Origin of the sequence: Pseudomonas fluorescens NCIMB 11764 (genome assembly GCF_000293885.2) — a bacterium.
In the GTDB taxonomy this organism is placed as follows: domain Bacteria; phylum Pseudomonadota; class Gammaproteobacteria; order Pseudomonadales; family Pseudomonadaceae; genus Aquipseudomonas; species Aquipseudomonas fluorescens_B.
Genome location: NZ_CP010945.1, coordinates 1,383,711 through 1,407,455 on the forward strand (window position 1 = coordinate 1,383,711; position 23,745 = coordinate 1,407,455).

A 23,745-nucleotide genomic window follows, 5' to 3' on the forward strand; every position below is an offset into this window, starting at 1 on the left:
TCAGGCAACATTTTTGTCGGCTGACACACCCTCATCGCGAGCAGGCTCGCTCCCACAGGATTCGTTGCGCTGAAATTAACTCAAAATGATGGCAATCATCTACAGGACAGCGAACGTGCCTTGTGCTTTTGCGACGAGTTTGTCGCCCTGCATCACGTCGGCTTCGACCACCAGCGTGCGGCGACCCGGATGAATCACCCGCGCCGTGCACATCACCTCACCGTCTGCGACGGCGCGGATGTAGTTGATCTTGCACTCGATGGTCGCGCTCTGCTGGTCAAAGCCGTGGGTGCTGGAACAGGCCAGCCCCATGGCAATGTCCACCAGGCTGAACAGGGCCCCGCCGTGCAGCTTGCCGCCGCGATTGCGCAGTTCTGGTTCCAGCGCCAGGGCGACTTGCGCCACCCCGGCCTCCAGACTGTGCAAGCGACATCCCAGCAACTTGAAAAAAGCGCTTTCGGTCAGTCCGGCCGGAATGTCCATCAGCGTTTCTTCAATTGCTTGGCGTTGGCGAACAGCGAAGCCATGGCGTTGTTGGCCGGGGCCGCCGCCGTGGTTTCCTTGCGTGGTGCAGTGTTCTGGGACTGGCGCGGTGCCGACCCCGGACGCGCACCACGGGCGCCGTCGATTTTCTCGCCCGGAGTGTCGCTCATGCGCATCGACAGGCCTACGCGTTTGCGCGGGATATCGACTTCCATGACCTTCACTTTCACCACGTCACCGGCCTTCACCGCTTCGCGCGGATCCTTGATGAACTTCTCCGAAAGCGCGGAGATGTGCACCAAACCGTCCTGATGCACGCCGATGTCGACGAACGCGCCGAAGTTGGTCACGTTGGTCACGACGCCTTCGAGGATCATGCCCAGCTGCAGGTCCTTGAGGTCTTCGACGCCTTCCTGGAACTCGGCGGTCTTGAACTCGGGACGCGGGTCACGGCCCGGTTTTTCCAGCTCTTGCAGAATGTCGGTGACCGTTGGCAGACCAAAGGTTTCGTCGGTGTATTTCTTCGGGTCGAGACGCTTGAGGAAACTCGCATCGCCGATCAACGAGCGAATGTCGCGGTCGGTTTCAGCGGCGATGCGTTGCACCAGCGGATAGGCTTCCGGGTGAACCGCCGACGAATCCAGCGGGTTGTCGCCGTTCATCACGCGTAGGAAGCCGGCTGCCTGCTCGAACGTTTTCTCGCCCAGACGCGCGACTTTCTTCAACGCTGCACGGGTTTTGAACGCGCCGTGCTCGTCGCGGTGGCTGACGATGTTCTGCGCCAAAGTGGCGTTGAGGCCGGAAATACGGGCCAGCAGCGCCACGGAAGCGGTGTTCACGTCCACGCCCACGGCGTTCACGCAGTCTTCGACTACCGCGTCCAGGCCGCGCGCCAGTTTCAGCTGCGACACGTCGTGCTGGTACTGGCCGACGCCGATGGATTTCGGATCGATCTTCACCAGCTCGGCCAGTGGATCCTGCAAGCGACGAGCGATGGATACCGCGCCACGGATCGACACGTCGAGGTCCGGGAATTCCTTGGAGGCCAGTTCCGACGCCGAGTAAACCGATGCGCCGGCCTCGGACACCATGACTTTGGTCATCTTCATGGCCGGGTATTTTTTGATCAGTTCAGCGGCCAGCTTGTCGGTCTCGCGGCTGGCGGTGCCATTGCCGATGGCAATCAGGTCCACCGAGTGCTTGGCGCACAGGGCTGCAAGTATCGCGAGGGTCTGGTCCCATTTGTTGTGTGGCACGTGCGGGTAAACCGTGGCGTGATCCAGCAGCTTGCCGGTGGCGTCGACCACAGCGACCTTGCAACCGGTGCGCAGGCCCGGGTCGAGGCCCAGCGTGGCGCGTGGGCCGGCCGGGGCCGACAGCAGCAGGTCGTGCAGGTTGTGCGCGAACACGTTGATCGCTTCGGTTTCCGCACCGTCGCGCAGTTCGCCCAACAGGTCGGTTTCCAAGTGGGTGTAGAGCTTGACCTTCCAGGTCCAGCGCACCACTTCGCCCAGCCATTTGTCGGCGGCGCGGTTCTGGTTCTGGATGCCGAACTGCTGGCCGATCATGCCTTCGCACGGGTGCATGGTGCCCGGCAGTTCGTCGCCGACTTTCAGCGCGGAGCTGAGAATGCCTTCGTTGCGGCCACGGAAAATCGCCAGCGCGCGGTGCGACGGCATGCTTTTCAGCGGTTCATCATGTTCGAAATAATCGCGGAACTTGGCACCTTCCTCTTCCTTGCCGGCAATCACGCGGGCACTGAGGGTGGCTTCCTGCTTGAGGTAGCTGCGCAGCTTGTCCAGCAAACCGGCGTCTTCGGCGAAGCGTTCCATCAGGATGTATTTGGCGCCTTCGAGGGCAGCCTTCACATCGGCGACGCCTTTTTCGGCATCAACGAAGCGCGCAGCTTCGGTGTCTGGCGTCAGGGTCGGGTCGTTGAACAGGCCGTCGGCCAGCTCGCCGAGGCCGGCTTCCAGGGCGATCTGGCCCTTGGTGCGGCGCTTCTGCTTGTACGGCAGGTACAAGTCTTCGAGGCGGGTCTTGGTGTCGGCGAGCTTGATGTCGCGTTCAAGTTGCGGGGTCAGCTTGCCTTGCTCCTGGATGCTGGCAAGGATGCTGATGCGCCGTTCGTCGAGTTCTCGCAGGTAGCGCAGACGCTCTTCCAGATGACGCAACTGGATGTCATCGAGGCTGCCGGTCACTTCTTTCCGGTAACGGGCGATGAAGGGAACGGTAGAGCCTTCATCGAGTAGCGCGACGGCCGCTTCGACCTGTTGTGGGCGTACGCCGAGTTCCTCGGCGATGCGGCTGTTGATGCTGTCCATAAAACCACCTGACAAATTGTGAAAGCAGGCTCGCGGGCGCATGAATAAAGGCTCGGCGAGTCTGGTTGAGCGGCCTGGCCTGCGCCGCTACCTGAATCAACAGGCATCCCGTTGACCCGTGAAATCGAACAAATACTGCCAGCGCCTTGAAAATAAAAAGCGGCTGCCGCAGTAATGATCAGACGTTGCCTGACACAAAAGGCCGCGCATTATAACCAGCGTTCTGTCATTCGGGGGCATCACAGGCTGTAGGCACAATGCCCGGATTCCTGGCGGTGAAGGAAAAATCTGCTAACAATGCACACGGTGCGTATAACGGCAGCTACGCCATAATGCGCGCCGAGATCAAAGGAGCATCCAATGAGCAGCACTGCAAACATTGCTGAAGGCGAAAAAATTCTTATCGTTGACGACGATCCGGGGCTCAGCAGCCTGCTGGAACGCTTTTTCGTCAGCAAGGGCTATCGCGCCCGCGCCGTACCGAACACTGAGCAAATGGACCGCCTGCTGGCGCGTGAAGTGTTCAACCTGGTCGTCCTCGACCTGATGCTGCCCGGCGAAGACGGTCTGACCGCCTGCCGCCGCCTGCGCACGGCGAACAATCAGATTCCGATCATCATGCTCACCGCCAAGGGCGACGAGCTGAGCCGCATCAAGGGCCTGGAGCTGGGCGCCGACGATTACCTGGCCAAGCCGTTCAACCCGGACGAGCTGATGGCGCGCGTCAAAGCCGTCCTGCGTCGTCAGTCCGCTCCGGTGCCGGGCGCGCCGGGCAGCGAAGACGAAAGCGTGACCTTCGGTGACTATGAACTGTCGCTGGCCACTCGCGAACTGAAACGCGGTGACGAAGTGCACATGCTCACCACCGGTGAGTTTGCGGTGCTCAAGGCGTTGGTCATGAACGCGCGTCAGCCTCTGACTCGCGACAAACTGATGAACCTGGCCCGAGGCCGCGAGTGGGATGCCCTGGAGCGTTCCATCGACGTGCAGATTTCCCGTCTGCGCCGGATGATCGAACCCGATCCATCCAAGCCGCGTTACATCCAGACCGTCTGGGGCGTGGGCTACGTGTTCGTTCCGGATGGCGCCGCCACCAAGTGATCGGCGATTTGTAGGAGCGGGTCGTGCGGATGATGTTGTCCGCAGACTCGCGATCCGCAATATGCGAGCATCGCTCGCTCCTGCAAGTGTGTAGCGGTTATCCATGAAAACCCCCGTGTGGTTCCCCCAGAGTTTCTTCTCCCGCACCCTGTGGCTGGTGCTGATCGTCGTCCTGTTCTCCAAGGCGCTGACCCTGGTTTATCTGTTGATGAACGAAGACGTGCTGGTGGATCGCCAATACAGCCACGGCGTCGCCCTGACGCTGCGCGCCTATTGGGCGGCGGATGAAAACAACCGTGAAAAGATTGCCGAAGCCGCGACCCTGATCCGGGTGGTGGGTGCCGGCGTGCCGGAAGGCGAGCAACACTGGCCTTACAGCGAGATCTACCAGCGGCAGATGCAGGCAGAGCTTGGCGCCGACACCGAGGTGCGATTGCGCATGCACTCGCCACCGGCCCTGTGGGTTCGGGCGCCCAGTCTCGGTGATGGCTGGCTGAAAGTGCCGCTGTACCCGCATCCTTTGCGCGGCCAGAAAATCTGGAACGTGCTCGGCTGGTTCCTGGCCATCGGCTTGCTGTCCACCGCCTCGGCGTGGATCTTCGTCAGTCAGCTCAATCAACCTTTGAAACGCCTGGTCTATGCCGCGAGGCAACTTGGCCAGGGCCGTAGTGTGCGTCTGCCGATCAGCGATACGCCAAGCGAGATGACCGAGGTGTATCGCGCCTTCAACCAGATGGCTGAAGACGTCGAACAGGCCGGCCGCGAGCGCGAGCTGATGCTGGCCGGCGTGTCCCATGACTTGCGTACGCCACTGACACGGTTGCGGCTGTCCCTGGAACTGATGGGCGACCACAGCGACCTGACGGACGACATGGTGCGCGACATCGAAGACATGGACGCGATTCTCGACCAGTTCCTCGCGTTCATTCGCGATGGTCGCGATGAATCGGTGGAAGAGGTGGACTTGACCGACCTGGTGCGTGAAGTCGCCGCGCCTTACAACCAGAACGAAGAGAAAGTACGCCTGCGCCTGGAGCCGATTCAGCCGTTCCCGTTGCGTCGGGTGTCAATGAAGCGCCTGCTGAACAACCTGATCGGCAACGCGCTGCATCATGCTGGCAGTGGGGTCGAAGTGGCGGCTTATGTTTCCGGGGATGTGAGCGCTCCTTACGTGGTGCTGAGCGTCATGGACCGTGGTGCGGGCATTGATCCGTCGGAGCTGGAGGCGATCTTCAATCCGTTCACTCGTGGGGATCGCGCTCGCGGTGGTAAAGGGACCGGGTTGGGCCTGGCGATCGTGAAGCGGATTGCTTCGATGCATGGTGGGAATGTTGAGTTGCGCAACCGGTCGGGTGGCGGACTGGAAGCGCGGGTGCGGTTACCGCTTGGGTTGATGTTGCCGCGGGATGCGGTTTAAAGACCAGCATTGTCAGTGGGGCTTAAGGCCTCATCGCGAGCAGGCTCGCTCTCACATTGAAATACGTTTCCCTTGTGGGAGCGAGCCTGCTCGCGAAGGCGGTCTTCCGACCGCCATAAATCTCAGGGTTTAACCTTTCCCTTTGGTCCGCGTCATATTCGGCCCACCATTTTTCTCAAGATGCTCAATGATGATCCCCGCCACATTCTTCCCGGTGGTGGTTTCAATCCCTTCCAGACCCGGCGAAGAATTCACTTCCATCACCAGCGGCCCGTGATTGGAACGCAGGATATCCACGCCCGCCACCGCCAAACCCATCACTTTCGCTGCACGCAACGCAGTCATGCGTTCTTCCGGCGTGATCTTGATCAGGCTGGCGCTGCCACCGCGATGCAGGTTGGAGCGAAACTCCCCGGGCTTGGCCTGACGCTTCATCGCCGCAATCACCTTGTCGCCCACCACGAAGCAACGAATGTCCGCACCGCCGGCTTCCTTGATGTACTCCTGAACCATGATGTTCTGCTTGAGGCCCATGAACGCCTCGATCACCGATTCCGCCGCCGTCGCGGTTTCACACAGCACTACGCCAATCCCCTGGGTGCCTTCCAGCACCTTGATCACCAGCGGTGCGCCGTTGACCATGTCGATCAGGTCGGGAATGTCATCCGGGGAATGCGCAAATCCGGTGACCGGCAAACCGATTCCACGGCGAGACAGCAATTGCAGCGAACGCAGTTTGTCCCGCGAGCGGGCAATGGCCACCGATTCGTTGAGCGGAAACACCCCCATCATTTCGAACTGGCGCAACACCGCGCAGCCATAGAACGTTACCGATGCACCGATCCGCGGGATCACCGCGTCGAAACCTTCCAGCGGTTTGCCGCGGTAGTGGATCTGCGGCTTGTGACTGGCAATGTTCATGTAGGCGCGCAGGGTGTCGATCACCACCATTTCATGGCCACGCTCGGTACCGGCTTCGACCAGACGACGAGTGGAATACAGACGCGGGTTCCGCGACAGCACAGCGATCTTCATGCAACACCTGTGGAAGAGGTAGATACCGGGAACACCGGCTTGTCTTGTACATATTTAATGCCCGGATTGACCACCAACTGGCCGTCGATCAGGGCTTTGGAACCGAGTAACAGGCGATAACGCATGGACTTGCGACAGGCGAGGGTGAACTCGACCCGCCAGACCCGATCACCGAGGGCCAGGGTGGTGCTGACCACGTAACGCTTCTGCGCATGGCCGTTGGAGCTTTTGATGGTTTTCATCGTCACCAGTGGTGCTTCGCAGCGGCGGTGACGCAGTTGCACGACCGTGCCCAGGTGCGCGGTGAAGCGCACCCAGCTCTCGCCCTCGCGCTCGAACGGCTCGATGTCGGTGGCGTGCAGGCTGGAGGTGCTGGCGCCAGTGTCGATTTTTGCCCGCAGGCCCGCGACTCCCAAATCCGGGAGCGCCACCCACTCGCGCAGACCGATAACGGTCAAATGGTCAAATGTCTTCAATAGGAAAAACCGGCGATTATCGCGTCCAGGCTTCAGGCGGTACCTGAGCCAACGCTTTGAATGCAGGTTTGGCGAACCAGTAACCCTGCATCAGAAAAATTCCACAGTCCGCCAGGAAATCCCGTTCTCCGGCGCTTTCAATGCCTTCGGCGATGACTGTAACGTCCAACTCCGCACAGATTGTGACAATCCCCCGAACGATAGCCTGACGAACACGATCGCGGTCGACATCGCGGATCAGCGCCATGTCGAGTTTGATCAGGTCCGGTTGGAAATCAGCCAGCAGATTGAGCCCCGAGTAGCCCGCGCCGAAATCGTCGATGGCGGTCTTGAAGCCGAATTCGCGGTATTCACGCAGAATATTAGTCAAATGGCGATAGTTATCTACGTGCTCGCTTTCCAGGGTTTCGAAAATCAGACGGTCGATGGGGAAGCTGTGTGTTTTCGCGGCCTCTAGCGTGCTGCGGATACAGAGTTCGGGGCGGTAGACAGCGTTGGGCATGAAGTTGATCGATAAGTGTGTCTGCATGTTTAGACGAGCCGCGCCTGCAATGGCTCGAGTCCGGCAGAGCTGGTCAAAGCGGTAGCGATTCGCTTCTGTAATCTGCTCAAGCACAGACAGAGCGCCTTCCCCCGCGATGCCGCGTACCAAGGCTTCATGGGCGAAAACCGACTGATCCCGCAAGTCGACGATCGGTTGGTAGGCAAAGGCAAAGTCGAAGCCCAGCGGCTCGCTTTGCTGACAGCCCTGGCAACCATTTTGAGGCGAGGTCAATGAAGCCGGAAATATAGTCACTCCATGCCGGGGATCCGGCCTTGGTCACAGTCTATCTGGAGAGCCGGGTTGTTGCGCCCGACAGAAACGGTAGTACAGTTCCGACTATTGGCGGAAAGAGGAATTCAAGTGGCACAAAAACAGGAAGAAGACGACAAGGTCCGTCTCGATAAATGGTTGTGGGCCGCGCGTTTTTATAAAACACGTGCCTTGGCCAAGGCCGCGATTGAAAGCGGCAAGGTGCATTGCCGGGGCGAGCGCTGCAAGCCGGGCAAGGAGCCCAGGATTGGCGACGAGTTTCAGATTCGTACCGGGTTCGAGGAGCGCACGGTGGTGGTCCAGGCGTTGTCGATCGTGCGCCGTGGCGCGCCGGAGGCTCAGGCGTTGTACGCCGAAACCGAAGCCAGCATCGCCAAGCGCGAAGCGGCTGCAGCCATGCGCAAGGCCGGTTCGTTGGGCGTGAGCACCGATGGCAAGCCGAGCAAGAAACAGCGGCGGGATCTGTTTAAGTTTCGTGGGAGCAGTAACGACGAGTAGGGCTGGCAGATGTGTGTTGCCTGCAAAAAGATCGCAGCCTTCGGCAGCTCCTACGGGTGTACGCATTCCCATGTAGGCGCTGCCGAAGGCTGCGGTCTTTCAGGATCACCGCGTTACCCAGGCGAAGCGCTACACCACACACATCCGCGAAACCATCGGCATTTTTCCCAGCAGTCCGAACAACGCCAGCCCCCGGATCACCAGTGAAGCTAGATCATCCCGACCACCGCATCGAACGGGCGCAGACTTGCAATTGCCCAGCTGTGCAGCCATATCGGGTGAGTCGCCAGCGGCGAATTGAGTGGGTGAAACAGCCACTCGTCGAAAATCACACACAGCCTTTGACCCGTAGGCCATAACCAGAAGGCCAGCAGTGCCAGAGGCACAACATTGCAGAACGCCAACCGGCGGGTGTTCCACCTTGCTTGGAACAAACCCGGATTGTTCATAAAATGCCTCCCTTGGCTGAACGTCGCGCACCAAAACGGTGCCGTGTGGGCGCAATTTCACGTTCTGCAATTATTTGTCATTACTTCAGATACCCAGACCTATGACCGAGCTACCGGATACCGACTACACCCAACGCTTCATCTTCGATGACAGCGACACCCGCGGCGAGCTGGTGTCGTTGGAGCGCAGCTACGCCGAAGTCCTCGCCAAACACGCGTACCCGGAGCCGGTAAAACAACTGCTCGGCGAACTGATGGCCGCGGCTTCGTTGCTGGTCGGCACCTTGAAGTTCGATGGGTTGCTGATTCTCCAGGCCCGCTCCGATGGCCCGGTGCCGTTGCTGATGATCGAATGTTCCAGCGAGCGCGAAATCCGTGGCCTGGCCCGTTACGAGGCCGACCAGATCGCCCCCGACGCAACCCTCGCCGACCTGATGCCCAACGGCGTATTGGCACTGACCGTCGACCCGACCCAAGGCCAGCGCTACCAGGGCATCGTCGACCTGGATGGCGAAACCCTGTCGGAGTGCTTCACCAATTATTTCGTCATGTCCCAACAGGTGGGTACGCGTTTCTGGCTGTACGCCGATGGCCGTCGCGCCCGGGGCCTGCTGCTGCAGCAACTGCCCGCCGACCGTCTGAAAGACGAAGAAGAACGCGCCGCCAGTTGGCAGCATGTCACTGCATTGGCCGGCACCCTGACCGCCGATGAATTGCTCAGCCTGGACAACGAAACCGTGCTCCATCGCCTCTACCACGAAGAGCAGGTTCGGCTGTTTGATGTGCAGAAGCTACGCTTCCGTTGCAGCTGCTCGCGCGAACGTTCTGCCAATGCACTGGTCAGTTTGGGTCAGGAAGATGCCCAGGCACTGGTCATCGAACACGGTGGCCACATCGAGATCGATTGCCAGTTCTGTAACCAGCGCTACCTGTTCGACGCCGCCGATATCAGTCAATTGTTCGCTGGCGCAGGTGTCGAGACGCCGTCAGATACCCGTCACTAAAACGGTTCAGCGCAGGTAAATTCACTGGATAGTGCCGGAATAACGCCGTTACGACGGGAGGGCCCTACTTTTTTTGGGCTTTTCTGGCATAATCCGGCCCACTTTTTTCGCGGTAGTAGTGCACGACTTTCTACTACAAAACGTTTGGAGCACTCGGCCACTGGCCGACGGGGAACCTCATGACGCAAGCCAATAACGCCGTGTACACCGATCTGAGTGTTGATGATCTGGTTAAAGAAGCCCTGAATCGCGGTGAAGGCGAGCTTGCCGATACCGGCGCGCTGGTTGTTCGCACCGGTCACCGTACCGGCCGCTCGCCAGTCGATCGTTTCATCGTTGAAGAGCCGACCACCCAGGCCGCCATCGCCTGGGGCCCTATCAACCGCAAGTTCCCGGCCGACAAGTTCGATGCCCTGTGGGCTCGCGTCGAGGCGTTCAACAACGCGCAAGAGCATTTCGTTTCCCACGTTCATGTAGGTGCGTCTGAAGACCACTACCTGGCCGTGAAAATGACCACCCAGACTGCCTGGCAGAACCTGTTCGGTCGTTGCCTGTTCATCAACCCGGAAAAATACAACCCGGCTGGCCGTGATGAGTGGCAAGTGCTCAACGTTGCCAACTTCGAATGCGTGCCAGAGCGTGACGGCACCAACTCCGATGGTTGCGTGATCCTCAACTTCGCCCAGAAAAAAGTGCTGATCGCTGGCATGCGCTACGCCGGCGAAATGAAAAAAGCCATGTTCTCGGTGCAGAACTTCCTGCTGCCGGCTGCCGACGTACTGCCGATGCACTGCGCCGCCAACATCGGCGAAGCCGGCGACGTGACCCTATTCTTCGGCCTGTCCGGCACCGGTAAAACCACCCTGTCCGCCGACGAAAGCCGCTACCTGATCGGTGACGACGAACACGGCTGGGGCGAAGGCGTTGTCTTCAACATCGAAGGCGGCTGCTACGCCAAGTGCATCGACCTGTCGGAGAAGAACGAGCCGGTCATCTGGAAAGCCATCAAGCACGGCGCCGTCCTGGAAAACGTCGTGATCGACGACGCCAAGCACGCCGACTACGCCGATGTCAGCCTGACCCAGAACAGCCGCGCCGCCTACCCGCTGGAGCACGTTGCCAAGCGTTCCGAGAAAAACCTCGGTGGCGAGCCAAACGCTGTGATCTTCCTGACCTGCGACCTGACCGGCGTCCTGCCGCCCGTCTCGATCCTCAGCGAAGAACAAGCGGCCTACCACTTCCTGTCCGGCTACACCGCACTGGTGGGCTCGACTGAAATGGGTTCCGGCAGCGGCATCAAGTCGACCTTCTCCACCTGCTTCGGCGCTCCGTTCTTCCCGCGTCCGGCCGGTGAATACGCAGAGCTGCTGATCAAGCGCATCCGCGGCTTCGGCTCCAAGGTCTACCTGGTCAACACCGGCTGGACCGGCGGCGGCTACGGCGTCGGCAAACGCTTCAACATCCCGACCACTCGCGGCGTGATCGCAGCGATCCAGAGCGGCGCGTTGATCGGTGTTGAAACCGAGCACCTCGACACCATCAACCTCGACGTGCCACTGGCCGTACCGGGCGTTGAGACTGGCCTGTTGAACCCACGTAATACCTGGGCTGACAAGGCTGCTTATGATGAAGCCGCTAAAGCACTGGCCGGGTTGTTCGTTGAGAACTTCAAGAAGTTCGAAGTGAGCGACGCGATCAAGGCTGCTGGGCCGAAGTTGTGAGAGCTGGTTTGATGGAATGAGAAAGCCGCCCTTTGGGGCGGCTTTTTTGTATGTGCAATTCAGGCTGTCAGGCACACCGTAACTGCCATTATTCCAACCGAAAAGGCACTAAACGACCAGAATAATGGCACTTACGCGTTCGGCTAGATGCCTTCCAATTCCTGTGTCTCCCACCGTTGCACTTTGATCGCTTGGTAAAGCATTCCGATGGTTAGCGGGACTTTGTCACCGCGCCCCTTCGCCCGGCGCTTTTGAAACACATCAAACCCTTCCGGTTGGAAGTAGCGATAAGCGTCGTAGTCGATGAAGTCGATTCCAAACTGTTCTTCCAGGGCTTCCATCAGGTTTCGCGCATCGGCGCCGTCACAGCCCAGGTCGAAGTTGATCGAGGTGTTGAGGCTGATAGTTTTGCGTTCGGGCAGGCCGAGTTCTTCGTGCAGCAACTGCATGAGCAGGTGCATGGCGTGATCGTCGGGGAAGTTGGAAGCGAGGTTCATGATTGAGTCCAGTTGAAGGCAAGGCTGGCGCCGATGCTTATCAGCGCCTCCTGACACGCGCTGTTGAGTAGGTCCTTCAGAGCTCTTGAAGCCCTCAGGACTCAAGATGACCCTGCGGTTGACTCAGTCCACGGCCACTTCTGTCTAGCATGCAGTATCCGCACTACTTCTACCGTTTCATCCAGGACCATGTAGACCATGATGTAATTCGATGTGGCGACGATTTCATGAGTACCAAAAACTCTACCCCTCCTATACAGCTTTGGTCGCTGACGTGCTTGGTCTGCTTTGAGCTCAAAGATTTCGTCTAAAACAAGGGCCGCGTCAGGGTTGTCCTGACAAATATGATTCATGATGTTATCCCGGTCAGTCAGCGCCGAGGGGCGCCAAACTACCCGCATCAGCGCGCCCGTTGACGTATGGCATCACGTTTGGCAGCAAAGATTCGGCGCGCCTCTTCGTCGCTAACACTTGGCCGAGGATCATCAATGCTGGCCTGAACCTGTTTCCTGAACCACTCCTCGTAAGCAGCCGCTTCGTGAACTTGCTTCATTGCGTCGGAGCGGTCAGGGCGAGAATAGGTTTTTACTTGAAGGGGGTCATAGCTCGAAGCGTCGACATCGAAATGATTGATGCCTATTCCTTGCAAATAGATCACTAGGGTTTCGAGTCGTTTGAATAGGCGTATTTGCTGGCTGCGTTGCGCTGCCAGAGAATGCTTTTTTGATCCATGTTGGACCTGAATCGCCCAACCACCTTGCTTGGCTACGATGTGAATGGCGCTAACAGCGTCGCTTTCAACCAGTTTGACGAGTGCGCTGTGATCAATCGTTTCGGTTGTCATAAGAAGGAGCCTATGGCTGATCAGTGGCTCACATGCTACGCAATCAATAATAGTTTGCAATCTTCTGTCTCCATTAAGGATGTAGGAATTAGTATCCTTTTTCGTGGGCAGCCAGCTCACAGTGAGGCTGGCATACCCTGTGAACACGGTGTGTCAGGCCGGTGCTTTCCAGCCCATCATGCGTTGTTGGGCGACTTTCAGTAGGTCGCAGCCGTCCTGAGTCAACAGGTAGAGGGCGTGGGTGATATGCGGGATGTCTTCGACGTCACCGTTTTTGAAGCATTGGCAATGTAGGGTTTTGAGTAGGTCGCTGGAAGCGCGGATGCGCTGGAGGGCGGCTTCGAGGATGTCTTGCGGATTGGCCTCTGTGTCGATGATCAGGGGCGGGGAATCGGTGAGGTTTGTTTCGAGTGGGCGGTAGCGGTTTGGAAACGGATTTAATATGGTCACTGAAGAACACCTCTAATTAATTGGGAATATGCGTTCTCTTTGTCGAGTGACCAAGCCCGAGTCGCTGATTTGGCAGCGACGGTCTGACTATAGGTGTGAGTCGCCGGTTGGCGATAGGCGACAAGGTGCCTTCTGTTGTAGGACCGGGATGAAGCTTTGATAGGGCGTTGCCTACGTACTTATCCCCCGTCGAATTTCTCTCGTTTATTGATATGCAGGCACACCGCGTTATCGTTCTTCGCGGGCAAGCCTCGCTCCTCCAGGGGGGTGTGGGTGGGCATTAACCAGCGGTGAGTTTTGGGAGGCGTTGGCGGGCGATGTCGAGGAGTTCGTTGCCGTCCTGGGTCAGCAGGTAAAGCGCGTTGACGATGTTGGGAATGTCGCTCGCGTCCGCCTGTTTGAAGCATAGGCAGTACAGCGTTTCGAGCAGGTCGCTGGCGGCGCGGATGCGTTGTCGGGCGGCGTCGAGGATTTCGTGCGGGTCGGCCTCGGTGTCAATCACCAGGACCGGGGTGTCGCTGTAGCGGCTTTTGAGTGGGCAATAGCGGTCTTGCATCTGGGTCCGTCCTGTAGGAAGTCTGGCAGGCCGACACTGTTTCAGCCGCGCCGAAAACTATGAAGCGGACGACGCGTTGCGGCAATACGGCTGCAATCGACACAGTTTGTAGGGGATTTACTGGCCCTCGGGCATTCGCCCTACGCGTTTCCCGAGGTTTTTTTAATCGAAACCCTTACAGGTGAATTTTCCTACGTGTTTCTCAGGCGCAGCGCAGCAAACCTCTGTATCGTGCGCGCCAGAATCTGTAGGGCATTTCGAAAATGCCTGGTTAAGCACTTAAAGGGAATTAGGTATGCAATGGCTACGTATGGCCTCGGTTTTGTTGTTGTGGGCGGGGGCGTGTCGTTTGACCGGCGCGGCTGACGCGGGTAACTCGATGGTGCTGGCCAACATGGACCGCACGGGCTGGCCGGACGCGCTCACCACTCAGGCGAACATGGACACCGCGTCTCGCGCTGAGGTGTTGATGTTCGGCAAGGCGCTGCTGGCCAGCGAAGCGCTGGACGAACAGGGTCTGAAACAACGCCTGGGCGTGCAGGCGGTGAAGCTCAAGTCTGTACGCCAGGTGCGTGATGGCTTGTGGGATCGATTGCTGACCACCTACCGCAATGCCAGCCAAGACTGCGACGGCGAACCGTTCTGCCCCCGTGTGCGAAGCGTCGCTGATTTGCGTCAGTTGGCCGCGGCGTTCACCGGCGAAATCAGCCCGGCCCACGCGGCGTGGGCGAGCAAGAGCCAGGTGTTTCATGAGCAGGCGTTGAATGAGCAACTTCGGGTGGCGGTGTTGGTGCCCTAGTGCTGTCTAGGGCAAGTCCCGGTGACGCTGTCCTCCCCGTTTCGGCTTAGTTGATCGTGGATTTCGGAGCCTGGCGCGAAGCCGCTTCAAGATCCATCAAACCTCGACCGTACGCCTCACTGTTGGCATAGATACCTGTTCGGTTCGCTGTTGCCAGCAGGCGTTCGCGTACTTGTTGCGCGGTAAGTTCGGGGTATCGGCTTTGCAATGCTGCCAGGGCTCCGCTGACCATGGCGGCAGCCGGCGAGGTGCCGGCGGTCTGCACGTACTTTCCGTCCTTGCTGGTGGTCAGCAGTCCTTGCCCAGCGCCGGAATCGCCGCCCGGTACCGCGATGCACCAGGCAGCCGCCACGCCGCAATAGTTGGACTTGGCATTGATGGCGCTGCCGTCGTTTTTCAGTGCAACCACGGCGATCCAGCCCTTTTCCAGTTCGGGTATGGCGATCGGCAAGCCGGGTTCAGCCAACGGTTCCCGTTTCAGTTCGTTACCCGTCGGGAACACAAAAACAGCGCCTTCCTGAACCAGTTTCCGGGCAGTCACCAACGACTCCGGCATGACCTGCTTGTAACGCGCCTCATTGATCTCTGTCGCCGGAATGGCATTGGCCCACGAGTTGTTGAGAATGCGCGCACCTTTGTCGAAGCCGGCCTGCCAGGATTGTGCAATCTCGGTGTCGAAGAAAAATGGCTCGTTGTCGTCGCCGAAACGAAAGGGGATCAGTTGTGCGTTGAAGGCGACACCGTGCATGCCCTGGTCATCTTTGTTGGCGGCGAGAATGCCGGCCATCTGGGTACCGTGACCCACCCGGTCGAAGGTGCCGGCACGGTTCTCGACATAGTCAAAACCCGGGTCAGCGATTCTTCCCTGAAATTCCGGCAAGTTGCTGTTCAGGCCTGAGTCGACAAGCGCTACGGCCACCCCCTGGCCAGTGCCGCCTCGGGCGTAGAGGGCTGACGCGTTAATCACCGCCAGGCCTTGCTGGCCCTGATATTCCAGTGTCTCGAACGGGGTCGGGTCGATGGACGGCTGCGTGGGGTTCGTCAGGCAGCCGCTTAACAAAAAGGTCAATGCGAGCACGGGGGGGAGTAAAAAAATGGGTCGTTGAGGCATGGTCGTTCCTTCGTAAATCTCCGCGCACATCAGGCTTTCCTGCCGTGTTGAACATTGCGCGAAGAGGGCAATTTTTTTTGAAGGTGAACCTTACCGGTGAAAAGGGGTGAAGCGTCAGGGAGGCAAAGTGCCCCGTTTGTTTCAACCTGTGGCGAAGGTTTGGCCTGATGGACGCTGTATCATCCCGTATCGTTTTTGCCCCCGACCTTTTCTCGACTCGCTGCGATCACCGGCTAGGCTTTGGGCTTCGCAGCGGTCAACGGAGTGACAGCTTATGCACAACACCCTGGAACAGGTTTTCGGTTATCCACAGTTTCGGCCCGGCCAGGAGGCGACGATCAGCGCTGTACTGGCCGGGCGTTCGGCGGCGGCGATTTTCCCCACGGGTTCAGGCAAGTCCCTGTGTTACCAGATGTCGGCGGTATTGCTGCCGCACCTGACGCTGGTGGTCTCGCCGTTGTTGGCATTGATGCAGGACCAGTTGGCGTTTCTTCAGCGACACGGGATCGCAGCGGGCAGTATCGATTCGGCCCAGAGCCGCGACGACGCCAGCGATGTGATGGCTCGCGCCAAGTCCGGCGAGCTGAAGATTCTGATGATTTCCGTGGAGCGCCTGAAGAACGAGCGCTTTCGCCATTTCTTGCAGCAGGTGCCGATCTCGCTGCTGGTGGTGGACGAGGCGCATTGCATCTCGGAGTGGGGTCATAACTTCCGCCCCGACTATCTCAAGCTCCCGGACTACCAGCGCCAGTTCAACATCCCTCAGGCGTTGCTGCTGACCGCCACCGCGACCCCGAAAGTGGTCGCGGATATGGAAGCGAAATTTTCCATCGCTCCTGAAGACGTGGTCACCACCGGTTTCTATCGGCCGAACCTCAACTTGCTGGTGGAGCCGGTGCGCGGCCAGGACAAACGTCGACGCCTGGTCGAATGGATGAGGGAGCGTCCCGACCAGCCGAGCATCGTCTACGTCACCTTGCAGAAAACCGCCGAGCACATCGCCGAACACCTGGGGCGCAACGGCGTGCAGGCCGAGGCCTATCACGCCGGTTTGCCCCATGAACAACGGGAAGCGATTCAAAAGCGCTTCATGGGCGGTCAGTCCAATTGCATCGTCGCTACCATCGCTTTTGGCATGGGCATCGACAAGAGCGACATTCGCAACGTGGTGCATTTCGACTTGCCCAAATCCATCGAAAACTACAGTCAGGAAATCGGTCGCGCCGGGCGTGACGGGCAACCGTCGGACTGCCTGGTACTGGCCAACCGCGACAGCCTCAACGTGCTGGAAAACTTCGTCTACGGCGACACGCCGGAATTGGACGGCATCCGTCACGTACTCGACGAATTGCAAGCCGCTGCACCCGAGGGGCAATGGGAGTTTCTGCTGGGACCGTTGGCCGATCAGAGCAATATCCGCCAGTTACCGCTCAAGACCTTGCTGGTGCAATTGGAGCTACGCAGGATCATCGCCCCGCGTTACGCCTATTACGCCGAATACCGCTTCAAGTATTTGCAGGAGCCGGAAGACTTGCTGGCCCGCTTCGAGGGTGAGCGCAAGGACTTCGTAGCGGCAATCATCCAGACTTCCACCCGCGCGCGGACCTGGGCCACGGTGAATTTCGATGCGTTGTACGAGCAGCATCGGGCCGAGCGCGATCGGGTGGTCAAGGCACTGGATTATTTCCAGGAAAAGGGCTGGGTCGAGCTGGAAAGCAAACAGATGACCGAGGTCTACAGCCTGCTGCAAACGGACTTCGACAGTCAGGCACTGAGTGCCGAACTGCATGCTTGTTTCACCCAGCATGAACGCACCGAGATCGCGCGAATCCACGCCATGCTGGATCTGTTCGCCACCGAGCATTGCCTGGGTTATCGCCTCGCCGAGTATTTCGGCGACGAAAATGCGCCGCAGCAGTGCGGGCACTGTTCGGTGTGTCACGGGCATGTGGCGCGGCTGCCCGCACCGCCAGAGTTGCCGGCGCTTGTGGATAAAAACTTCGAGGCGCTGTGCGGTGATTTTATCCACAGGCATGAACAGCACGTCGGCAGCGTTCCCTCAGCGGAGCGCGTGACGCGGTTTTTGTGCGGGATCAGCGTGCCGCTGTTTACCAAGCTCAAGGCCCGGTCGATTCCAGGGTTTGCAGCGCTGGAGGATTATCCGTATGGCGATGTGCGGAGTTGGGCCGAGGCGCATTTGCCGGGTTAGATCCATCCGCTGAATGTCCCCCATCACAGGAATAAATTTCAAAAATGCCCGGTGGCTGACTATGGTGGGGACTGTCTTTGGATCGCCAACAAGAGAACAATCATGAGCCAGACACCGTTCAACATTCAGCGCGCCGCCGTCATCGGTGCGGGCACCATGGGCCGTGGCATTGTCATGTGCCTGGCCAACGCCGGGGTGCCGGTGCAATGGGTGGATAACAATCCGCAGATGCTTGAGCAAGCGCTGGCCAGCGTGGCCGAGACCTGCGCGCACAACGTGCGTCAGGGGCGGATCGATCAGGCCGAGGCGGACGCTCGTATTGCGCGGATCTCGGCGGCTGCCGATTACGCAGCGATCCGCGATGTCGATCTGGTGATTGAGGCGGTGTACGAAAACCTTGAGCTCAAGCAGAAAATTTTCCGTGAGCTCGATGGCCTGCTCAAACCCGAAGCCATTCTGGCGAGCAACACGTCAGCGCTGGATATCGACGCGATCGCTGCGGCCACTCGCCGTCCGCAACAAGTGCTGGGCCTGCACTTCTTCAGCCCGGCGCACATCATGAAACTGCTGGAAATCGTTCGTGGCGCACAGACTGCGCCGGCGGTGCTGGATGCCGCGCTGGAGCTGGGCAAGCGCATGGGCAAGGTCAGCGTGGTGTCGGGCAACTGCGAGGGGTTCATCGGCAACCGCATGCTCAATACCTACGTGCTCGAAGCGCGCAAGATGCTGCTCGAGGGCGCTTATCCCTATCAGGTGGATGCGGCGTTGCAGGGCTTCGGTTTCGCCATGGGGCCGTTTCGCATGTTCGATGTGGTCGGCATCGACCTGCAATGGCGCGCTCGGGAACTGGCCGGTGTCGGGCAGGATGCGCCGCAGGTCCAGGTGGACAACCGCCTGTGCGAACTGGGGCGTTTCGGCCAGAAGAGTGGCAACGGTTATTACCACTACGAAGCCGGCAGTCGCCAGGCTGAGCACGATGTGGAAGTGGATGCGCTGGTGCTGCAAGTCAGCGAGGGATTAGGCTTCCAGCGTCGTGAAATCGGCCCTGAGGAGATTCTGGAGCGCTGCTTGCTGGCGCTGGTCAACGAGGGCGCGAAAATCCTTCAGGAAGGGGTTGCTGCAACGGCGCACGACATCGATCTGGTGTACCTCAACGGCTATGGGTTCCCGGCGGACAAGGGCGGGCCGATGGCCTGGGCGGGTCAGCAAGGGTTGGCGGACATTCATCAGCGGTTGTTGGCGCTGGAGACCCGGCAGGGTGATCACTGGCAGCCGGCGCGGTTGATTGGGGAGTTGGCGGCGGTGGGTAAGGGGTTTGCTGATTTGTAGTGTCTTTAATGACGCAATCGCGAGCAGGCTTGCGATGAGTACGACGCGGTTTCCGCCTTAAACTCGCCATCCAACTCAAGGAATCGAACCTGATGTCCAACCCGATGCCTCAACGCACCGACTACCCGCACTTCCAGCCCATCACCACTCGCTGGCACGACAACGATGCGTACGGTCACGTCAACAACGTCACCTACTACAGCTTTTTCGACACGGCGGTGAACACGTATCTGATCGAAGTCGGCGGCCTGGATATTCATGACGGCGAAGTCGTGGGTTTTGTCGTGAGTTCGGCGTGCGATTACTTTGCCTCCATCGCTTTCCCCGACCGGATCGAGATCGGTTTGCGGGTGGGCAAGCTGGGCAACAGCTCTGTGCAATACGAACTGGCGGTGTTCAAGGCGGGTGAAGACGACGCCTGTGCGGCGGGGCGCTTCGTACATGTGTTCGTGGATCGGACATCGAATCAGCCGGTGGCGATTCCTGGCGGATTGCGCGGTGCGCTGGAGCGGTTGGTGGTTTGACCGGCAAAAAAAAATCGCAGCCCGAAGGCTGCGATTTCTTGATCTACCGGTAAACGAGGCGATTCAAGCCTCAGTCGCGATAGCGATGGTGATGCTTGCGGTGGCCATAGGCGTGACCGCGACCGGGATGACCATCACGGTAGTAGCGACGGTCGTCACCACGGCCGCGATAGGAGCGACGATCATCGTCCTCATCGCTCTTGTTGCCCATGTAGTTACCCAGCGCGCCACCGGCGCCGCCGCCTGCCGCGGAGCCGATCAGGCTGCCGGTGGTGCCGCCCATGCTGCGACCGACCACGTTACCGCCCGCTGCGCCCAACGCACCGCCAATGGCCGCTTCGCCACGGCTGCGTTTGTCTGCGCCGACTGCGCTACCACCCGCGCCGCCCAGGGCTGCGCCGATGGTGGAACCTGTGTTGCCGCCTAACGATTGACCGACGACCGAGCCCAAAACCCCACCCAATGCGCCGCCCACACCTGCTTCGGTGGTGCCTCCGGCAGAAGCTAAGCCACTGACCAGGCCAAGGGACAACAAGAGAATCGAGGAGAACTTCATAGAGGAACCTCAAGGGGATGACGGCGCGATCCTGAGGCTGAGGCAGGGTGCTTACAATCGAAATCCGACGAATGACACGACTTCAGCAGATATACCTAAGTTACTGTTTTTTGGGCGGAACTTAAGTGTTTTTCGCCGGTCTTTAGCTACTTCGGACAGGCCGTTTTTGTGAAAAAACGGCCTTTTTTGTGGGCGTTGGGAAAGTTGGCTTGCCGCTGAAAATCAGGCGCGTACATCGTCTTGTGGCGAGGGAGCTTGCTCCCGCTGGGTCGCGAAGCGGCCCCAAAAAAAGCAGCGGTGCGGCGTTCCGACAAGCTCCCTCGCCACAGGGTGTGCGCGTTAAGCTGACTTGGCCATGATCAACCCGGTCTCACTCGCCGCTTCCAACCGGATCGCCACAAACTTCGACGTCGGCGTATGGCTGCCATCCCCGGTGCTCTCCAGAGGCACCAGCGGGTTCACTTCCGGGTAATACGCAGCCGCTTGCCCCGCAGGAATATCAAACGCCAGCAGCGTGAAGCCCTTCACCCGACGCTCTACGCCATCGTCCCAGATCGACACGATGTCGGCCTTCTGCCCAGGCTTGAAGCCCAGGCGAATAATGTCGGCTTCGTTGACGAACAACACGTCGCGCTGACCTTTCACGCCGCGATAACGGTCATTCAAGCCATAGATCGTCGTGTTGTATTGATCGTGGGAACGCATTGACTGCAGGATCAGGTCCGGCAATACGCCAGTGGCGCGGGTGCGTTCGTGCACCAGGTCCTTGGGCAATACGTTCGGGCGGAAATTGGCCCGGCCTGATGCAGTGTTCCATTTGCGCGCACCGGCACTGTTGCCGAGGTAAAAACCACCAGGGTTCTTGATCCTCTCGTTGAAGTCCTTGAAGTTGGGAATGGTGTCGGCAATCAAGTCGCGGATGCGATTGTAGTCCGCTACCAGCCAATTCCAGTCCACGGGGTGGCTGCCCAGCGTGGCGGCCGCGATACCGGCAAGAATCGCTGGCTCCGAGCGCATCTGGTTCGACAGCGGCTCCAACTGGCCATTGGAGGCGTGGACCATGCTGAACGAGTCTTCGACGGTCACTGCTTGAGGGCCTTCGGTTTGCCGGTCGATGTCGGTCCGGCCCAGGCACGGCAGGATCAGCGCGTCTTTACCGTGGGCCAGGTGGCTGCGGTTGAGCTTGGTGCTGATCTGCACGGTCAGGTCACAATTGCTCAGCGCCTGGAAGGTCCGCGGACTGTCAGGGGTGGCTTGGGCGAAGTTGCCACCCAGGGCGATGAACACTTTTGCCCGACCTTCGGCCATGGCGTGAATCGCTTCAACCACGTTGTGGCCGTTTTCACGCGGCACCTTGAACTGGAAACGACGTTCCAGGGCGTCGAGGAACGCCACCGGCGGACGCTCGTTGATACCCATGGTCCGGTCGCCCTGCACATTACTGTGGCCACGCACCGGGCACAGGCCCGCGCCCGGCCGCCCGATGTTGCCGCGCAAGAGCATCAGGTTGGCGATTTCCTGGATGGTCGCCACCGAATGACGATGCTGGGTGATACCCATGGCCCAGCACATGATGACGTTCTTGCCTTTGGCGTACATGCGCGCGGCTTTTTCGATTTCGACTAGGGGCAGGCCTGATTGCTCGACGATCTGCTCCCACGAGGTGTCGTCGACGACGCCCAGGTAGTCCAGCACGTTGACGCTGTGTTCATTGAGGAAGTCGTGGTCGAACACGGCAGGCTCACCCGCCTTCTGCGCATCGCGCTCCCATTGCAGCAGGAACTTGGCCATGCCGCGCATGATCGCCATGTCGCCGCCCAGTGCCGGACGGAAGTACGCGGTGTTGGTCGGCTTGTCGCCGTTGGTGAGCATTTCGAGCGGGTGTTGCGGGTGCTGGAAACGTTCCAGTCCCCGTTCTTTCAGCGGGTTGATACACACCACTTGAGCGCCACGTTTGACCGCTTCGCGCAACGGTTCGAGCATCCGTGGGTGGTTGGTGCCGGGGTTCTGGCCCCAGACGAAAATCGCATCGGCGTGCTCGAAGTCATCGAAGGTCACGGTGCCTTTGCCGACGCCAACGCTCTGCGACAACGCAACACCGCTGGCCTCGTGGCACATGTTCGAGCAGTCGGGGAAGTTGTTGGTGCCGTAGGCGCGCACGAACAATTGATAGAGGTACGCCGCTTCGTTGCTGGCACGTCCCGAGGTGTAGAACTCGGCCTGGTCCGGGCTCGACAAACCGCGCAGATGCTTGGCGATCAGGGCAAACGCATCGTCCCAGCTGATCGGTTGGTAGCGATCGGTTTCGGCGTTGTAGCTCAATGGCTCGGTCAGGCGGCCCTGATATTCAAGCCAGTAGTCGCTCTGCTCCAGCAGCTGGGTGACGCTGTGTTTGGCGAAGAACTTGCCGTCGACACGGCGTTTGGTCGCTTCCCAGTTCACCGCTTTGGCGCCGTTCTCGCAGAACGCCACCATGCCGGCTTCATTGGAATCGCCCCAGGCGCAACCGGGGCAGTCGAAGCCGCCGTTCTTGTTGGTCTTGAGCATCATGCGCAGGTTTTTCAGCGCGTTGTCGCTGGTCAACCAGGCCTGGGCAACGCTGATCAGCGCGCCCCAACCACCGGCCGGGCCTTTGTAGGGCTTGTAGCGGGGGACGGGTGTCTGGTCGGCTTGACGATGTTGACTCACGCTTGATTCTCCAACGCAGGGCTATATACCCGCGGCGCACTTTTCTGCGGCAGGTGGATGAGATTGAGGTTATGGCGGCGGGCCCATTGCACGGCTAGGCCCGTGGGCGAGGACAGGCTGACGAGGGTCTGGATGCCTGCGCGCAACACTTTCTGGATCAATTCGAGGCTGCAACGGCTGGTGACAATCGCCAGGCCGCCGGTGGTCGGGATTTTTTGCCGGATCAGCCCGCCGATCAGTTTGTCGAGGGCGTTGTGCCGGCCAATGTCTTCGCGACCCAGCAGCAATTCGCCTTCGGCGTTCATGAACACCGCCGCATGCACCGCGCCGCAATGCTGACCCAGAGGCTGAAACGCGCTGATGCGCTGGCGCAAGCCGTCAAGCCATTCGGCGGGTGGCAGGGGGGCGCCGGGCAACACCTTGAGGTCCGGCAAGGCCTGCTCCACCGCTTCCACGCCACACAGTCCGCAACCGCTGGTGCCGGCCAATTGCCGACGCTGCTGCTTGAGGTTCCAGAAGGCGCGGTTGGCGATGGTCACTTGCGCGTATTGCGCCGAACCCGAGCCGCTGAGTTGCAGGTCATAAATGTCGGAGGCGTCTTCGATGATGCCGCTGCCGAGGCTGAAACCGACAATGAAGTCTTCCAGATCCGTTGGCGTCACCAGCATCACCGCCTGGCTGATGCCGTTGAAGGCAATCGCCAGCGCGACTTCTTCGGCCAGCGCGGTGCTGGCCGATTCGGTGTATTGAAGATCGCTGTAACTGTAGGTTTGGCTGGCGGCGGGCGCGGGCGCTTCGAGGGCTGGCGCCGCGCAAACAGGGCGCTTGGCTTTCATCAGGCATCACCGACGGTTTGGTCA

The 23,745-nt window shown here is 59.6% G+C and carries 23 protein-coding genes and 1 pseudogene; 9 read left to right on the forward strand and 15 right to left on the reverse strand.

All coding sequences use genetic code 11. From position 1 onward, the window contains the following. Positions 1 to 99 precede the first annotated feature (99 nt). Together B723_RS06325 and B723_RS06330 are read right to left on the reverse strand one after the other, a co-directional pair. Positions 100 to 483, reverse strand: coding sequence for a PaaI family thioesterase (locus B723_RS06325; RefSeq protein WP_017335909.1), 384 nt, complete (start codon positions 481 to 483; stop codon positions 100 to 102). Further along, the gene (locus tag B723_RS06330; RefSeq protein ID WP_017335910.1) at positions 483 to 2,807 is read right to left on the reverse strand and encodes a Tex family protein; all 2,325 of its coding nucleotides are present in this window, start codon (positions 2,805 to 2,807) and stop codon (positions 483 to 485) included. The genes B723_RS06325 and B723_RS06330 overlap by 1 nt, the downstream gene beginning before the upstream one ends. Positions 2,808 to 3,167: 360 nt before the next feature. On the opposite strand from B723_RS06330, the gene ompR reads away from it, so the two are divergent. Further along, the gene (gene ompR / locus B723_RS06335) at positions 3,168 to 3,908 is read left to right on the forward strand and encodes a two-component system response regulator OmpR (RefSeq protein WP_008149284.1); all 741 of its coding nucleotides are present in this window, start codon (positions 3,168 to 3,170) and stop codon (positions 3,906 to 3,908) included. A 103-nt stretch (positions 3,909 to 4,011) separates the two neighbouring features. Next, positions 4,012 to 5,325 (forward strand): ATP-binding protein, encoded by a 1,314-nt coding sequence (locus B723_RS06340; RefSeq protein WP_017335911.1) that lies wholly within the window; start codon positions 4,012 to 4,014, stop codon positions 5,323 to 5,325. Positions 5,326 to 5,454: 129 nt separating this feature from the next. Here the strand turns inward: B723_RS06340 and rimK are convergent, their stop codons facing one another. The 3 genes from rimK to B723_RS06355 are packed head-to-tail and all read right to left on the reverse strand — an operon-like array spanning position 5,455 to position 7,632. Further along, positions 5,455 to 6,360: a 30S ribosomal protein S6--L-glutamate ligase gene (gene rimK / locus B723_RS06345; RefSeq protein ID WP_007949201.1), complete on the reverse strand. Its 906-nt coding sequence runs from the start codon at positions 6,358 to 6,360 to the stop codon at positions 5,455 to 5,457. Next, positions 6,357 to 6,818 (reverse strand): ATP-dependent zinc protease family protein, encoded by a 462-nt coding sequence (locus B723_RS06350; protein ID WP_193393014.1) that lies wholly within the window; start codon positions 6,816 to 6,818, stop codon positions 6,357 to 6,359. Before B723_RS06350 ends, rimK begins: the two co-directional genes overlap by 4 nt. A gap of 34 nt (positions 6,819 to 6,852) precedes the next feature. Next, a complete protein-coding gene (locus B723_RS06355; protein ID WP_017335913.1) occupies positions 6,853 to 7,632 on the reverse strand; it encodes an EAL domain-containing protein in 780 nt (259 codons plus the stop codon). A 108-nt stretch (positions 7,633 to 7,740) separates the two neighbouring features. On the opposite strand from B723_RS06355, the gene B723_RS06360 reads away from it, so the two are divergent. Then, positions 7,741 to 8,148 (forward strand): RNA-binding S4 domain-containing protein, encoded by a 408-nt coding sequence (locus B723_RS06360; protein WP_017335914.1) that lies wholly within the window; start codon positions 7,741 to 7,743, stop codon positions 8,146 to 8,148. A gap of 212 nt (positions 8,149 to 8,360) precedes the next feature. Here B723_RS06360 and B723_RS06365 read toward each other — a convergent pair. Then, positions 8,361 to 8,597 (reverse strand): annotated as a pseudogene (locus B723_RS06365) (phosphatase PAP2 family protein); the annotation flags it as partial. 101 nt (positions 8,598 to 8,698) lie between these two features. Between B723_RS06365 and hslO the strand changes: the two are divergent. Then, complete coding sequence (gene hslO / locus B723_RS06370; RefSeq protein WP_017335916.1) at positions 8,699 to 9,601, forward strand: Hsp33 family molecular chaperone HslO; 903 nt, start codon at positions 8,699 to 8,701, stop codon at positions 9,599 to 9,601. A gap of 179 nt (positions 9,602 to 9,780) precedes the next feature. Next, positions 9,781 to 11,322 carry a phosphoenolpyruvate carboxykinase gene (locus B723_RS06375; protein WP_017335917.1) on the forward strand — a complete coding sequence of 514 codons (1,542 nt, stop codon included), beginning with the start codon at positions 9,781 to 9,783 and terminating at the stop codon, positions 11,320 to 11,322. A 143-nt stretch (positions 11,323 to 11,465) separates the two neighbouring features. Here B723_RS06375 and B723_RS06380 read toward each other — a convergent pair whose 3' ends face one another. The 5 genes from B723_RS06380 to B723_RS06400 form a co-directional block, all read right to left on the reverse strand. Further along, positions 11,466 to 11,819 carry a DUF1493 family protein gene (locus tag B723_RS06380; protein WP_017335918.1) on the reverse strand — a complete coding sequence of 118 codons (354 nt, stop codon included), beginning with the start codon at positions 11,817 to 11,819 and terminating at the stop codon, positions 11,466 to 11,468. Positions 11,820 to 11,920: 101 nt separating this feature from the next. Then, positions 11,921 to 12,220, reverse strand: a complete 300-nt coding sequence (locus B723_RS06385) for a type II toxin-antitoxin system RelE/ParE family toxin (protein WP_017335919.1) — start codon at positions 12,218 to 12,220, stop codon at positions 11,921 to 11,923. Next, entirely contained in the window at positions 12,220 to 12,663 is a 444-nt protein-coding gene (locus tag B723_RS06390) for a hypothetical protein (protein ID WP_031318228.1), read from the reverse strand. The genes B723_RS06385 and B723_RS06390 overlap by 1 nt, the downstream gene beginning before the upstream one ends. A gap of 153 nt (positions 12,664 to 12,816) precedes the next feature. Continuing rightward, the gene (locus B723_RS06395; RefSeq protein ID WP_017335921.1) at positions 12,817 to 13,113 is read right to left on the reverse strand and encodes a hypothetical protein; all 297 of its coding nucleotides are present in this window, start codon (positions 13,111 to 13,113) and stop codon (positions 12,817 to 12,819) included. A gap of 280 nt (positions 13,114 to 13,393) precedes the next feature. Next, the gene (locus B723_RS06400; RefSeq protein ID WP_017335922.1) at positions 13,394 to 13,669 is read right to left on the reverse strand and encodes a hypothetical protein; all 276 of its coding nucleotides are present in this window, start codon (positions 13,667 to 13,669) and stop codon (positions 13,394 to 13,396) included. Positions 13,670 to 13,964: 295 nt separating this feature from the next. Here B723_RS06400 and B723_RS06405 point away from each other — a divergent pair, with 295 nt between their 5' ends. Continuing rightward, on the forward strand, positions 13,965 to 14,468 hold the full coding sequence (locus B723_RS06405) for a hypothetical protein (RefSeq protein ID WP_017335923.1): 504 nt from the start codon (positions 13,965 to 13,967) through the stop codon (positions 14,466 to 14,468). Between the two features lie 46 nt (positions 14,469 to 14,514). Here the strand turns inward: B723_RS06405 and B723_RS06410 are convergent, their stop codons facing one another. Beyond that, positions 14,515 to 15,579 (reverse strand): S8 family peptidase, encoded by a 1,065-nt coding sequence (locus B723_RS06410; RefSeq protein ID WP_031318230.1) that lies wholly within the window; start codon positions 15,577 to 15,579, stop codon positions 14,515 to 14,517. A gap of 274 nt (positions 15,580 to 15,853) precedes the next feature. Between B723_RS06410 and B723_RS06415 the strand changes: the two genes are divergently transcribed. The 3 genes from B723_RS06415 to B723_RS06425 all read left to right on the forward strand — a co-directional run bounded on the left by B723_RS06415 (position 15,854) and on the right by B723_RS06425 (position 19,641). After that, complete coding sequence (locus B723_RS06415; RefSeq protein WP_017335925.1) at positions 15,854 to 17,788, forward strand: RecQ family ATP-dependent DNA helicase; 1,935 nt, start codon at positions 15,854 to 15,856, stop codon at positions 17,786 to 17,788. 102 nt (positions 17,789 to 17,890) lie between these two features. Further along, on the forward strand, positions 17,891 to 19,117 hold the full coding sequence (locus tag B723_RS06420) for a 3-hydroxyacyl-CoA dehydrogenase (protein WP_017335926.1): 1,227 nt from the start codon (positions 17,891 to 17,893) through the stop codon (positions 19,115 to 19,117). A 92-nt stretch (positions 19,118 to 19,209) separates the two neighbouring features. Then, positions 19,210 to 19,641, forward strand: coding sequence for an acyl-CoA thioesterase (locus tag B723_RS06425; RefSeq protein ID WP_017335927.1), 432 nt, complete (start codon positions 19,210 to 19,212; stop codon positions 19,639 to 19,641). 70 nt (positions 19,642 to 19,711) lie between these two features. On the opposite strand, the gene B723_RS06430 is transcribed toward B723_RS06425, so the two are convergent. From B723_RS06430 to fdhD, 3 genes are all read right to left on the reverse strand, one after another. Continuing rightward, complete coding sequence (locus tag B723_RS06430) at positions 19,712 to 20,197, reverse strand: glycine zipper domain-containing protein (protein ID WP_017335928.1); 486 nt, start codon at positions 20,195 to 20,197, stop codon at positions 19,712 to 19,714. A 339-nt stretch (positions 20,198 to 20,536) separates the two neighbouring features. Further along, positions 20,537 to 22,885: an FdhF/YdeP family oxidoreductase gene (locus B723_RS06435; RefSeq protein ID WP_017335929.1), complete on the reverse strand. Its 2,349-nt coding sequence runs from the start codon at positions 22,883 to 22,885 to the stop codon at positions 20,537 to 20,539. Beyond that, positions 22,882 to 23,721 carry a formate dehydrogenase accessory sulfurtransferase FdhD gene (gene fdhD, locus B723_RS06440; protein ID WP_017335930.1) on the reverse strand — a complete coding sequence of 280 codons (840 nt, stop codon included), beginning with the start codon at positions 23,719 to 23,721 and terminating at the stop codon, positions 22,882 to 22,884. The genes B723_RS06435 and fdhD overlap by 4 nt, the downstream gene beginning before the upstream one ends. Positions 23,722 to 23,745 lie beyond the last annotated feature (24 nt).